We start from the raw sequence: 12178 nt of genomic DNA on the forward strand, positions 1-12178 counted from the left end.
GACTTCTTCGCCGAGCTGGAACGGGCGATTCGCGAATCCATCCCCAAGCCGAAGATGATGATCTTGGGGTTTCCCTCCAACCCCACCGCGCAGTGCGTGGAGCTGGACTTCTTCGAGCGCGTGGTGGCCCTGGCCAAGCAGTACGACGTGCTGGTGGTGCACGACCTGGCCTACGCCGACATCGTCTACGACGGCTGGCAGGCCCCCTCGATCATGCAGGTGCCGGGGGCCAAGGACATCGCGGTGGAGTTCTTCACCCTGTCCAAGAGCTACAACATGGCCGGCTGGCGCATCGGCTTTATGGTCGGCAATAAAGAACTCGTGTCCGCCCTGGCGCGGATCAAGAGCTACCACGACTATGGCACCTTCACTCCGCTGCAGGTGGCCGCTATCGCCGCCCTGGAAGGCGACCAGCAGTGCGTGCGCGACATCGCCGAGCAGTACCGCCAGCGTCGCAACCTGCTGGTCAAGGGCCTGCACGAGATCGGCTGGATGGTGGAAAAACCCAAGGCCTCGATGTACGTCTGGGCCAAGATTCCCGAGGCCTATGCCCCGCTCGGCTCGCTGGAATTCGCCAAGAAGCTGCTGGCCGAAGCCAAGGTCTGCGTCTCGCCGGGCCTGGGCTTCGGCGACTACGGCGACGACCACGTGCGCTTCGCCCTGATCGAGAACCAGGATCGCACCCGCCAGGCGCTGCGCGGGATCAAGGCGATGTTCCGCGCCGACGGCCTGCTGCCGGCGAAGAAGGCCAAGGCCGCTGACGAGTAAAGCCACCAGGGCGCCGCGAGGCGCCCTGGTCATATCAGCCGGAATAATCCAGCGCCGTCCAGGCGCGACTCAGGCCCTGGGCCAGCACGCAGCCCGGGCTGGCCAACTCCTCGTTGAACACCGCCGGCAGCAGGGTGGTTTCCCCCTCCGCCGCGCCATGGCGCTCGGTCAGCCACTGCAGCTTGCCGCAGTTGGGCGTGTCGATCACGTAGCTGGCGGCAATGCTCGAGTGATGTCCGGGCAGGCGGATCACGTCCAGCACCCTGCCCGCCTCCTCCACGCGCCGGCCGTCGGACACCAGCACGGCCCAGGCCTGCTCGCCCTCGATCACCAGGTAGGCGCCATTGGCCTGCGGCCGTTCGATCTGCGGCTGGGCGCAGCCGCTCAGCACAGCCAATAGCACAATCGTCATCAGCATCTGTTGCATTGCCAATTCTCCTCTCGCAAGGCGTCCACCGTGCGGGGCGGACGGGTCGATGTCGCTGCAGTGGCCTCACTATTCACCAAAACTGTTTATTTGTACAGTATTTTTCGTTTACCCTTGGTCTCTCGAACCAATGCACAGGAGCCGCACCATGCTGGACGTACTGCAGCTGAAACACCGGGTGAACCGCATGCCGCTGGAGCGGGTGCGCGAAATGGTCGAGGAACTGCAGCTCGAGGGCATCGTCACCGAGAACCGCACGCCCTTTAACCGCCAGCACTTCAACACCTGCTTCGCCGAGATCGAGGCGCTGCTGCAGCGCGCCGGCTACCACCGCCAGCTGGATGTGGTCGGCTATCAGGGCCTGGCCTACGCCCTGTTCGACCCGGCGCGCTGGGAGGCGGTGGAAGTGCTGCGCTGGCTGCGCGATTTCGTCGAGGAAGCGCGCGTCCAGCCAGCCTCCTGAGCTCGGCACCTCGAACCAAAACGGCTCAGCGGCGCCCGGCCATGCACGCCATTGGCCCACGAGCGCGCCGGCGCCGGCGGCTGCTGGGCCGCCCGGCAGGCCCCTGCCAATGGCTCCAGCCCATATCCAAGTCATTGATTTCTATCGGCTAGCCATTCGCCAGCTGAGGCCCCTGCGGCACTCGCCGTGCGCTGCCGAGAACGTCAGGGTCTTTGCCTGGAAAAACTGGCAAGCCCCTTGCTACGTCCCTGTCAACCATCCTGCGTAGCACGCCAACGGCGGCGGGCCGAGGATCACGGACAACGGCGTCCGTCAGGCCACCTCCTCTTACCGAGGCGGCCTGGCGTACGCCGTTTTTTGTTTATGTGCCTGACAAGGATTAGCCCCATGACCGAGCGTGATTCGAACAAGCCCCTGGATACCAGCCGCCGCAACTTCCTCAAGCAATCCATTGCCCTCGCCGGTGCCGTTGGCGGCATCGCCGCGCTCGGCCTGTCGGCGCCGGCCTCACTGCGCAGTGCGGCCTGGGCCGCCGGCTCCGACGCACCGGAAAAGGCCGCGCTGAAAGTCGGCTTCATCCCCCTGACCGACTGCGCCTCGGTGGTGGTGGCCGCCACCCAGGGCTTCGGCGAGAAGTACGGCCTGAGCATCACCCCGAGCAAGGAAGCCTCCTGGGCCGGCGTGCGCGACAAGCTCAACACCGGCGAGCTGGATGCCGCCCACGTGCTCTACGGCATGATGTACGGCGCCCAGCTCGGCCTGGCCGGGCCACAGAAGGACATGGCGGTGCTGATGGGCCTGAACCAGAACGGCCAGGCCATCACCCTGTCCAAACAGTTGCGCGACGCCGGTGTGACCAACGGCGCGCAACTGGCCGCGCACGTGAAGAAAGGCGGCAACCCGCTGACCTTCGCCCAGACCTTCCCCACCGGCACCCACGCCATGTGGCTGTACTACTGGCTCGGCAGCCTGGGCATCAACCCCTTGAGCGACGTGAAGACCATCGTCGTGCCGCCGCCACAGATGGTCGCCAACATGCGCGTCGGCAACATGGACGGCTTCTGCGTCGGCGAGCCCTGGGGCGCGCGGGCGATCTTCGACAAGATCGGCTTCACCGCCACCACCACCCAGCAGATCTGGCCGGACCACCCGGAGAAGGTGCTTGGCACCACCCGCGCCTTTATCGAGCAGTATCCCAATGCCGCCCGCGCACTGATCATGGCGGTGCTCGACGCCAGCCGCTTCATCGAGGCCAGCGAGGAGAACCGCAAGAGCACCGCCAAGCTGATTTCCGGCAAGGCCTACGTCAACGCGCCGGTGCAGGTGATCGAACCGCGCTTTCTCGCCCAGTACGAGGACGGCCTCGGCAACAGCTGGCAGGACGAGCACGCCATGGCCTTCTGCAAGGACGGCAGCGTCAACTTCCCCTACCACTCCGACGGCATATGGTTCCTCACCCAGTTCAAGCGCTGGGGCCTGCTCAAGGACGCGCCGGATTACGCCGCCGTGGCGGCGCAGATCAACCAGACCGCGCTCTACGCCGAGGCGGCCGGCGCCCTCAAGCTGGCCGTGCCGAGCAGCCCGCTGCGCAGCAGCACGCTGATCGACGGTGTGGTCTGGGACGGCAGCAACCCGGCCGCCTACGCCGACTCCTTCGCCATCAAAGCCTGATCGGAGGTGACCATGAATGCGCCCCTGAAAACTCCGCTGCCGCAGCTGGCCAAGCCGCGCTTCTCGCCCATGGCCCTGCTGCCCAGCGTGCAAAGCCTCGGCAACGGGCTCAAGGCGGCCATCGCGCCGCTGCTGGGCATCCTCGCCTTCATCGGCCTGTGGGCCCTGCTCGCCCAGCACAGCGAGGGCCTGCCCGGCCCGCTGAGCACCTGGCAGGCCGCCCTGGTGCTGTTCGCCGATCCCTTCTACGACAACGGCCCCAACGACATGGGCATCGGCTGGAACATCCTCAACTCGCTCGGCCGGGTCGGCGTCGGCTTCGGCCTGGCGGCGCTGGTGGGCATTCCGCTGGGCTTCGCCATCGGCCGCTTCGCCTTCCTCGCCGGCATGCTGGCGCCGATCATCAGCCTGCTGCGTCCGGTGTCGCCGCTGGCCTGGCTGCCAATCGGCCTGCTGGTGTTCGAGGCGGCAGGCCCGGCATCGATCTGGGTGATCTTCATCAGCTCGATCTGGCCGATCATCCTCAACACCGCCGCCGGCGTCGCCAGCGTGCCGCAGGACTACCTGAACGTGGCCCGCGTGCTCAAGCTGTCGGAGTTCAAGGTGCTGACGCGCATCCTGTTTCCCGCCGTGCTGCCGCACCTGATGACCGGCATCCGCCTGGCCATCGGCGTGGCCTGGCTGGTGATAGTCGCCGCGGAGATGCTCACCGGCGGCATCGGCCTGGGCTTCTGGGTGTGGGACGAGTGGAACAACCTCAACGTCGAACACATCCTCATCGCCATCATCATCGTCGGCCTGGTCGGCCTGGCCCTGGAGCAGGCGCTCCTGCTGCTGGCCAAGCGCTTCGACTACGCGAATTAAGGAGCCACCCATGGACAAGTTCGTCGAGCTGACCGCCGTCAGCAAACACTTCGACACCAAGAAAGGCCGCTTCCAGGCCCTGGAAGGCGTCAACCTGAGCATCGCCCGCGGCGAGTTCGTCTCGCTGATCGGCCACTCCGGCTGCGGCAAATCCACCGTGCTCAACCTGATCGCCGGCCTGCTCGAAGCCAGCGCGGGCGGGCTGATCTGCAACGGCCGCGAGATCGACGGCCCCGGCCCCGAACGCGCCGTGGTGTTCCAGAACCACAGCCTGCTGCCCTGGATGACCTGCTACGGCAACGTCCACCTGGCCGTGGAGAAGGTCTTCGGCGCACGCGAGAGCAAGGCCCAGCTCAAGGCGCGCACCGAGCAGGCGCTGCAGATGGTCGGCCTCGCCCATGCCATGTACAAGCACCCCAGCGAAATCTCCGGCGGCATGAAGCAGCGCGTCGGCATCGCCCGTGCCCTGGCCATGGAGCCCAAGGTGCTGCTGATGGACGAGCCGTTCGGCGCCCTCGATGCGCTGACCCGCGCCCACCTGCAGGACGAGCTGCTGCGCATCGTCGGCGCGACCCACAGCACCGTGGTGATGGTCACCCACGACGTCGACGAAGCGGTGCTGCTGTCGGACCGCATCGTGATGATGACCAACGGCCCGGCCGCCACCGTCGGCGAGATCCTCAAGGTGGAGCTGGCGCGCCCGCGCGACCGCCTGGCGCTGGCCAATGACGCGCAGTACCACGGCTATCGCGGTGCGGTACTGGAGTTCCTCTACCAGCGCCAGCAGCGCCCGGCCGCCTGACAGACGCGGCAACCGCTCTGGCACGCTGGTCGGAGCGGTTGAACCAATGGCCGAACGGGCACACGAAGAGAGGTTCCCCCAGCCCTCGACCAAGGAAAGCCCGTGCTCGACCTCACCACCTGGAACCTCTCGATCCCCACCGATCCCAGCCCCACCACCGTCAGCACCGCGCGGCTGAACAACGGCTACCAGAGCCAGTACCTGCGCCGCAACGCCGACGGCAGCCTGACCTTCTGGGTGCCGGTCGGCGGCTCCACCACCGCCGACGCCAGCTACCCACGCAGCGAACTGCGCGAGACGCAGAGCGACGGCAGCCTGAGCAACTGGCTGCACGCCAGCGCCGACAGCTACCTCAGCGCGGTGCTGCAGGTCGACCAGGTACCGAGCAAGAACAAGGTGGTGATCGGCCAGATCCACAGCAAGGACGAGCCCGGCAGCCACAACGATCCGCTGCTCAAGCTGCAATACCACTATCGCCGAGGCGTCGGTCGCCTCGAACTGCTGCTGCGCGAAAAACCCGGTGACAGCCAGGTGCAGAACATCCTGCTGGCGGACAACGTGCAGCTGGGCGAGCGCTTCGGCTACGACCTGCGCGTCACCCCCAGCGGCAGGCTCGGCGTCAGCGTGGTCAGCAAGGACGGCGACCAGGGCTCGCTGTACCGCCAGCTCGACCCCGCCTGGAGCACACAGCAGCTGTATTTCAAGGCCGGCGCCTATATCCAGGACAACGAAGGACCGAGCGACGAGGGCGGCCGGGTGACCTTCTTTCATCTGAACAGCCTGCATCGCTGAGGCGTCGCGCCGTCATTGCCGCGGCGAATGACGGCGCCAGCCCCTGTCGCTCGCGTACAATCGCCGCCCCACCTGCGACGAGACGCGCCATGGCCCGCCTGACCCTCGAGTTTCCCGAAGACCAGTACTGCTACAGCACCCACCTCACCGTGCGAGTCACCGATATCAACGGTGCCAACCACCTGGGCAACGACTCGATGATCTCGATGATTTCCGAGGCGCGGGCGCGTTTTCTCTACGAGTTCGGCATCCGCGAGACCGACGGCAACGGCACCGGCATCATCGTCACCGACCTGGCCACCACCTACCGCGCCGAAGCCCATGCCCGCGACCAGTTGCTGTTCGAGGTGGGCGTGATGGACTTCAACAGGTACGGCGGCGACATCACCTTCCGCATCAGCCGTCCGGCCGACGGCACGCTGGTGGCCATGGCCAAGTCCGGCTTCGTGTTCTTCGACTACCGCCAGTCCAGGGTGGTGCCGATGCCGGCGGAGTTCGCCGCCAAGTTCCCGCGGGTCAATCGCCTCGACTGAGTCACCGCGCGCTGCCAGCCCGCGCGGCAGCCCGCGAGGCAGCGCCTATACTGGCCAGTGACGGCTCCCGCGCCGGGGCCGCCGAGCCCTGACGCCGCGATTTGCAACGCCGTTCGCCACCGGCAGGGGCTTTGTGTAGCCAGGCGCGCCCGGAACAGGATGCGGCCCCATGGCGTTTGCAATCGTCTTGATACTGCTGGTGATCGGCTCGCTGCTGTTTCACCTGCTCAGCCCCTGGCAGGCCACCGAGGCGGCGTCCAACTGGGTGTCCATCGACACCGCCCTGCTGATCACCCTGCTCATCACCGGGCTGTTCTTCGTCGCGGTGTGCCTGTTCATGGTCATCGCCATCATCCGCTTCCGCCACAAGGCGGGGCGGCGGGCGGCCTACCAGCCGGAAAGCAAGAAACTCGAGTGGTGGTTGTTCGCCGTTACCAGCCTGGGCATCGTCGCCCTGCTGGCCCCCGGCCTGGTGGTCTACGACGATTTCGTGCGGGTGCCGCAGGAAGCCCGCGAGGTCGAGGTGGTGGCCCAGCAGTGGCAGTGGGCCTACCGTTTCCCCGGCGCGGACGGCCGCCTGGGTCGCTCCGCCATCAAATGGGTCGAGCCGCGCAACCCCTTCGGCCTCGACCCCGGCGACCCGGCCGCGGCGGACGACGTGCTGGTGCAGGGCGGCGAGCTGCGCCTGCCGCTGGATCAGCCGGTCAAGGTGCTGCTGCGCTCCAAGGACGTGCTGCACAACTTCTACGTACCGCAGATCCGCGCCAAGATGGACATGGTGCCGGGCATGGTTTCCTACTTCTGGTTCACCCCGACCCGCCTGGGCAGCTACGAGGTGCTCTGCGCCGAGTATTGCGGCGTGGCCCACTTCAATATGCGCGGACGCCTGATCGTCGAGGAGGCCGAGGCCTTCGAGCAGTGGCTGGCCGGCCAGCCGACCTTCGCCCAGAGCCTGCGCGCCGCGCCGCCGAGCGCCGCCAGCCTGCTGGACAAGGGCCGCCAGCTGGCGCAGAACCTCGGCTGCCTGGCCTGCCACAGCCTCGATGGCAGCGCCAACCTGGCCCCGACCTGGCAGGGCCTGTACGGCAGCACCCGGCAACTGGCCGACGGTAGCAGCCTGCAGGCCGACGAGGCCTACCTGCGCGAATCCATCCTCGCCCCGCAGGCCAAGCTGGTGCAGGGTTTTCCGCCGGTGATGGTGGCCTACCGCTTGAGCGAGGAGGAACTGGCCGCCCTGCTCGCCCTGATCCAGTCGCTAAGCGACAAGGCACCGGCCACCGAGCACGACGCTGCCAGCCCGGCCGAACAAGGCCGCGCGCTGGCCGCCAGCCTCGGTTGCCTAGCCTGCCACAGCCTCGACGGCAGCGCCGGCATCGGCCCGACCTGGCGCGGGCTGTACGGCAGCACCCGGGATTTCGTCGACGGCAGCACGGCCCGGGCCGATGCGGCCTATATTGAAGAGGCGATACGCCAGCCCAACGCCCAGGTGGTGCAGGGCTATGCCGCGATCATGCCGGTCCTGGCCGTCGACGCGGCGCAGCTCGAGGCGCTGACCGCCTTTATCGCCTCCCTCGCCGACGGCTCCGACGAGGCCGCGGATCCCTCGCCCTGACTGCCTGACCAGGAGGATGACGCGATGGCCTATGCGCACCAAGCCGAAAGCACGGCCCTGCATGAGCCGCGCAGCTTCCTGACGCGCTATATCTGGAGCCAGGACCACAAGGTCATCGCCATCCAGTACGCGCTGACGGCGATCTTCGTCGGCCTGATCGCCCTGGTGCTCTCGGGCCTGATGCGCCTGCAGATCGGCTTTCCCGGCAGCCTGGAGTTCATGGACGCCAGCACCTATTACCAGGCCATGACCCTGCACGGCATGATCATGGTCATCTACCTGCTCACCGCGCTGTTTCTCGGCGGCTTCGGCAACTACCTGATCCCGTTGATGGTCGGCGCGCGGGACATGGTGTTCCCCTACGTCAACATGCTCAGTTACTGGTTCTACCTGCTCTCGGTGCTGGTGCTGCTGGCCAGTTTCTTTGTTCCCGGCGGCCCCACCGGCGCCGGCTGGACCCTCTATCCGCCGCAGGCGATCACCGCCGGCACCCCGGGCACCGACTGGGGCATAGTGCTGATGCTGGTGTCGCTGGCGATCTTCATCGTCGCCGCCACCATGGGTGGCCTCAACTACGTGACCACAGTGCTGCAGGCGCGCACCCACGGCATGACCCTGATGCGCATGCCGCTGTCGGTATGGGGCATCTTCATGGCCTCGATCCTTGCCCTGCTGGCCTTCCCGGCGCTGCTGGTCAGCGCGGTGATGATGCTGTTCGACAGCCTGCTCGGCACCAGCTTCTTCATGCCGGCGATCATCTCCCTTGGCCAGCCGCTGGAGCACGAGGGCGGCAGCCCGATCCTGTTTCAGCACCTGTTCTGGTTCTTCGGCCACCCGGAGGTGTACATCGTCGCCCTGCCCGCCTTCGGCCTGGTCTCCGACCTGATCAGCACCCACGCGCGCAAGAACATCTTCGGCTACCGCATGATGGTCTGGGCCATAGTCGCCATCGGCGTGCTGAGCTTCGTGGTGTGGGCGCACCACATGTACGTCAGCGGCATGAACCCCTACTTCGGCTTCTTCTTCGCCATCACCACGCTGATCATCGCCGTGCCCACCGCGCTGAAGGTGTACAACTGGGTGCTGACCCTGTGGCAGGGCGACATCCACCTGACCGTGCCCATGCTGTTCGCCCTGGCCTTCATCCTCACCTTCCTGGTCGGCGGCCTGACCGGGCTGTTCCTCGGCAACGTGATAGTCGACATCCCGCTGTCGGACACCTATTTCGTGGTCGCCCACTTCCACATGGTCATGGGCGTGGCGCCGATCCTGGTGGTGTTCGGCGCCATCTACCACTGGTACCCGAAGATCACCGGGCGGCTGCTCGACGACCGCCTCGGCCAGCTGCATTTCTGGATCACCTTCCTCGGCACCTACGCCATCTACTTCCCCATGCACTACCTGGGTTTTCTCGGCATGCCGCGGCGCTACTACGCCTTCGACGGCTACGAATTCATTCCGCAGTCGGCGCAGGACCTCAACGCCTTCATCACCGTCGCCGCCCTGGTGGTCGGCGTCGCCCAGCTGCTGTTCCTGTTCAACCTGTTCTGGAGCCTGGCCAAGGGCAAGCCCGCCGGCGCCAACCCCTGGCGCGCCGCCAGCCTGGAATGGCAGACCCCGCAGACTCCGCCGGTGCACGGCAACTGGGGCGCCCGCCTGCCGGTGGTGCACCGCTGGGCCTACGACTACAGCGTGCCAGGCGTGGAGCAGGACTTCGTGCCGCAGACGGTGTCGGACGAGGAGCTGCAACGGATGAAGAACGCGGCGACGGAGCGCAGGCCATGAACCGGCTCTTGCTGCGCGACGGCGAGGAACTCGGCCCCGGCGGCTGGCCGCAGACCCCTGAGACGACGCCCGCCGCGCGCCTGCACACCGCCCGGGTCGGCCTGCGCCTGCTGCTGGCGGCGATCAGCTCGCTGTTTCTGCTGTTCCTGCTGGCGTTGCTGATGCGCTCGCAGGTCGGGGACTGGCAGCCCTTGACCGACCCACTGGCGCCGCTGGCGCAGCCCTGGCCGCTGTGGCTGAACAGCGCCGTGCTGCTCGCCGCCAGCCTGTGCCTGCAGGGCGCCCGGCTGGCCGCGCGGCGCTCGCGAATGGCGACGAGCCAGCTGGCCTTCGCCGCCGGCGGGCTGCTGGCGGTGGTGTTTCTCCTCGGCCAGCTGTGGTTCTGGCAACGCGTCGCCGCCTGGGGCTATCCGCTCGCCGGCAACCCGGCCAACAGCTTCTTCTACCTGCTCACCGGCCTGCACGGCCTGCATCTGCTCGGCGGCCTTGCGGTCTGGGCCTGGGCCCTGCTGGCCACGCGGCTGCGCCGGCCGCACGCCTTCGCCGTCGCCGTGGAGCTCTGCGCCAGCTACTGGCACTACCTGCTGGGGCTGTGGCTGCTGCTGTTCGCCGTACTCACCAGCAGCCCGCAGACCTACCAGGCCATCGCCGCCTTCTGCGGCCTGAGGTGATCCGCCATGGCCAGTCGCCGCGAACAACACCCCACTCCGGACACCGCCACGCCGCCCTGGCAGGCAGTCGCCGCCGACTGGGCCGCGGACAAGGAGGCCTTCCACCAGGTGCCCTGGGGCAAGGCGATGATGTGGATCTTCCTGCTCAGCGACACCTTCGTCTTCACCTGCTTCCTCACCGGCTACATGGCGGTGCGCATGACCACCACCGAGCCCTGGCCGAACACCAGCGAGGTGTTCGCCCTGACCATCGCCGGGCAGAGCATCCCGCTGATCCTGATCGCCATCATGACCTTCGTGCTGATCAGCAGCAGCGGCACCATGGCCATGGCGGTCAACTACGCCTATCGCCGCGAACGCGGGCGCACCGCCGCGCTGATCCTGGCCACCGCCCTCGGTGGCGCCGCCTTCGTCGGCATGCAGGCGTTCGAATGGAGCAAGCTGATCGAGGAAGGCGTCAGGCCCTGGGGCAACACCATGGGCGCAGCGCAGTTCGGCGCCAGCTTCTTCATGATCACCGGCTTCCACGGCCTGCACGTGTCGATCGGCGTGCTCTACCTGTGCATCGTCGCCTGGAAGGTCTGGCGCGGGGCCTACGAGCGCACAGGCAACTACCAGAACGTCGAGATCGCCGGGCTGTACTGGCACTTCGTCGACCTGGTGTGGGTATTCATCTTCGCCTTCTTCTACCTCTGGTGAGGGACTCGCCATGGCTCAGACCCAGCAGCATCCGATCGGCCTGTACCTGAAGATCTGGGGCTTGCTGTTCGTCCTCAGCACCCTCTCCTACCTGGTCGACTACTTCCATCTCGCCGGCTACCTGCGCTGGTCGCTGATCCTGCTGTTCATGCTGCTCAAGGCCGGGCTGATCGTCGCCATCTTCATGCACATGGCCTGGGAGCGCCTGGCCATGGTCTACGCCATCCTGCTGCCGCCGTTGTGCCTGCTGGTACTGGTGGGACTGATGGCGAGCGAGGCGAACTACGTGTTTCTCAGCCGCGTGCTGTTCTTCGGCCAGGGGCCGGCGCCCGGCGCGCCGTGAGCGGCCGGGCGGACAGCGACTGGCTCGCTCAGATGGTGCGCTTGAACTGGTGCCAGCGCTGCAACCAGGCGACTATCCAGTGCGGCGCCGCCTCGCCGGTGCCGGCATCGCTCAAGCGCGGATGATGGCCGACCACCTGGGCCAGCAGGGGCTCCTGCTCCGGCTCGACATCGACGAAGAACACGTGCTTGCCGTCTTTCAGGTACTGACGGAAGCGACGGAAATGCGCATTGGGCACCTGAATGCCAAAGAAGCCGCCTTCCCAGGTGCAGAAGCCGAACAGCACGATGGCCAGGAAGATGAACGGCATCCAACCCGCCGCGCTGGCCGTCCAACCCAGCCAATAGGCGGCGAGCAGCACCGCGGCGGCCAGCACCAGCCCAACCAGCGCACCGATCTCGCCGGAGTGCACCACGTCCTGCTTCATGAACGAGGGCACGTCATGCAGGTGATGGTGCTCCACCTCGGCGTCCTGCTCGCTGAGCACGTGAATCTGCTCGGTGCTGATCCCTTGGGCTTCCAGTTCCTGCTCGACACGCTCGAGCTCGTCCAGGTTGTCGCTGATGTAGTAGTGCCGATTCATGACCCACCTCCCATCTCGCTTTGCCATGCTGCCGAGCGTCCCGCAGGCGCCGCCGGGTAGGCGGCTCGCCAGGCGGCGATTTGTCTATTTTTTGACCAGGATTGCAGTATAGCACCGCCGTTTTTTCGCCCCGAGACGCCGGACGACGGGCGATTGCGCGATTCT

Annotated in this window: 14 protein-coding genes; 12 read left to right on the forward strand and 2 right to left on the reverse strand. The window is 66.8% G+C overall.

Going from position 1 to position 12178, the window contains the following annotated elements; all coding sequences use genetic code 11:
* A partial coding sequence (locus ACW9UL_RS11210) for an aminotransferase class I/II-fold pyridoxal phosphate-dependent enzyme (RefSeq protein WP_457787042.1) occupies positions 1 to 768 on the forward strand: 768 nt, incomplete at its 5' end.
* A gap of 34 nt (positions 769 to 802) precedes the next feature.
* Here the strand turns inward: ACW9UL_RS11210 and ACW9UL_RS11215 are convergent.
* Complete coding sequence (locus ACW9UL_RS11215; RefSeq protein ID WP_457787043.1) at positions 803 to 1195, reverse strand: hypothetical protein; 393 nt, start codon at positions 1193 to 1195, stop codon at positions 803 to 805.
* Between the two features lie 148 nt (positions 1196 to 1343).
* Here ACW9UL_RS11215 and ACW9UL_RS11220 point away from each other — a divergent pair, with 148 nt between their 5' ends.
* The 11 genes from ACW9UL_RS11220 (at position 1344) to ACW9UL_RS11270 (ending at position 11430) form a co-directional block, all read left to right on the forward strand.
* Positions 1344 to 1658, forward strand: coding sequence for a hypothetical protein (locus tag ACW9UL_RS11220; protein ID WP_021445895.1), 315 nt, complete (start codon positions 1344 to 1346; stop codon positions 1656 to 1658).
* A gap of 387 nt (positions 1659 to 2045) precedes the next feature.
* Complete coding sequence (locus ACW9UL_RS11225) at positions 2046 to 3329, forward strand: CmpA/NrtA family ABC transporter substrate-binding protein (protein ID WP_457787044.1); 1284 nt, start codon at positions 2046 to 2048, stop codon at positions 3327 to 3329.
* Positions 3330 to 3341: 12 nt separating this feature from the next.
* Positions 3342 to 4193 (forward strand): nitrate ABC transporter permease, encoded by an 852-nt coding sequence (ntrB, locus tag ACW9UL_RS11230; RefSeq protein WP_457787045.1) that lies wholly within the window; start codon positions 3342 to 3344, stop codon positions 4191 to 4193.
* Between the two features lie 10 nt (positions 4194 to 4203).
* The gene (locus ACW9UL_RS11235; protein WP_457787046.1) at positions 4204 to 4995 is read left to right on the forward strand and encodes an ABC transporter ATP-binding protein; all 792 of its coding nucleotides are present in this window, start codon (positions 4204 to 4206) and stop codon (positions 4993 to 4995) included.
* Positions 4996 to 5097: 102 nt separating this feature from the next.
* Positions 5098 to 5787 (forward strand): polysaccharide lyase family 7 protein, encoded by a 690-nt coding sequence (locus tag ACW9UL_RS11240; protein WP_457787047.1) that lies wholly within the window; start codon positions 5098 to 5100, stop codon positions 5785 to 5787.
* Between the two features lie 89 nt (positions 5788 to 5876).
* A complete protein-coding gene (locus ACW9UL_RS11245; protein WP_397484877.1) occupies positions 5877 to 6320 on the forward strand; it encodes a thioesterase family protein in 444 nt (147 codons plus the stop codon).
* 169 nt (positions 6321 to 6489) lie between these two features.
* Positions 6490 to 7932 carry a c-type cytochrome gene (locus ACW9UL_RS11250; protein WP_457787048.1) on the forward strand — a complete coding sequence of 481 codons (1443 nt, stop codon included), beginning with the start codon at positions 6490 to 6492 and terminating at the stop codon, positions 7930 to 7932.
* Between the two features lie 24 nt (positions 7933 to 7956).
* Positions 7957 to 9717, forward strand: a complete 1761-nt coding sequence (ctaD, locus tag ACW9UL_RS11255) for a cytochrome c oxidase subunit I (RefSeq protein WP_457787049.1) — start codon at positions 7957 to 7959, stop codon at positions 9715 to 9717.
* Complete coding sequence (locus ACW9UL_RS11260) at positions 9714 to 10388, forward strand: cytochrome c oxidase subunit 3 (RefSeq protein ID WP_457787050.1); 675 nt, start codon at positions 9714 to 9716, stop codon at positions 10386 to 10388. The genes ctaD and ACW9UL_RS11260 overlap by 4 nt, the downstream gene beginning before the upstream one ends.
* A 6-nt stretch (positions 10389 to 10394) precedes the next feature.
* Complete coding sequence (locus tag ACW9UL_RS11265; RefSeq protein ID WP_457787051.1) at positions 10395 to 11087, forward strand: heme-copper oxidase subunit III family protein; 693 nt, start codon at positions 10395 to 10397, stop codon at positions 11085 to 11087.
* Between the two features lie 10 nt (positions 11088 to 11097).
* Positions 11098 to 11430, forward strand: a complete 333-nt coding sequence (locus tag ACW9UL_RS11270) for a cytochrome C oxidase subunit IV family protein (protein ID WP_021444949.1) — start codon at positions 11098 to 11100, stop codon at positions 11428 to 11430.
* Between the two features lie 28 nt (positions 11431 to 11458).
* Here the strand turns inward: ACW9UL_RS11270 and ACW9UL_RS11275 are convergent, their stop codons facing one another.
* Complete coding sequence (locus tag ACW9UL_RS11275; protein WP_021444948.1) at positions 11459 to 12013, reverse strand: hypothetical protein; 555 nt, start codon at positions 12011 to 12013, stop codon at positions 11459 to 11461.
* Positions 12014 to 12178 lie beyond the last annotated feature (165 nt).

The sequence above is a fragment of the Pseudomonas sp. PL-6 genome (assembly GCF_054110165.1).

Bases quoted from the DNA above. Each gene is read 5' to 3' on its own strand.
- ACW9UL_RS11235 (WP_457787046.1), top strand. From the start codon at position 4,204: ATGGACAAGTTCGTCGAGCTGACCGCCGTCAGCAAACACTTCGACACC.
- ACW9UL_RS11260 (WP_457787050.1), top strand. From the start codon at position 9,714: ATGAACCGGCTCTTGCTGCGCGACGGCGAGGAACTCGGCCCCGGCGGC.
- ctaD (WP_457787049.1), top strand. From the start codon at position 7,957: ATGGCCTATGCGCACCAAGCCGAAAGCACGGCCCTGCATGAGCCGCGC.
- ACW9UL_RS11275 (WP_021444948.1), bottom strand. From the start codon at position 12,013: ATGAATCGGCACTACTACATCAGCGACAACCTGGACGAGCTCGAGCGT.
- ACW9UL_RS11220 (WP_021445895.1), top strand. From the start codon at position 1,344: ATGCTGGACGTACTGCAGCTGAAACACCGGGTGAACCGCATGCCGCTG.
- ntrB (WP_457787045.1), top strand. From the start codon at position 3,342: ATGAATGCGCCCCTGAAAACTCCGCTGCCGCAGCTGGCCAAGCCGCGC.
- ACW9UL_RS11215 (WP_457787043.1), bottom strand. From the start codon at position 1,195: ATGCAACAGATGCTGATGACGATTGTGCTATTGGCTGTGCTGAGCGGC.
- ACW9UL_RS11265 (WP_457787051.1), top strand. From the start codon at position 10,395: ATGGCCAGTCGCCGCGAACAACACCCCACTCCGGACACCGCCACGCCG.
- ACW9UL_RS11270 (WP_021444949.1), top strand. From the start codon at position 11,098: ATGGCTCAGACCCAGCAGCATCCGATCGGCCTGTACCTGAAGATCTGG.
- ACW9UL_RS11225 (WP_457787044.1), top strand. From the start codon at position 2,046: ATGACCGAGCGTGATTCGAACAAGCCCCTGGATACCAGCCGCCGCAAC.
- ACW9UL_RS11245 (WP_397484877.1), top strand. From the start codon at position 5,877: ATGGCCCGCCTGACCCTCGAGTTTCCCGAAGACCAGTACTGCTACAGC.
- ACW9UL_RS11250 (WP_457787048.1), top strand. From the start codon at position 6,490: ATGGCGTTTGCAATCGTCTTGATACTGCTGGTGATCGGCTCGCTGCTG.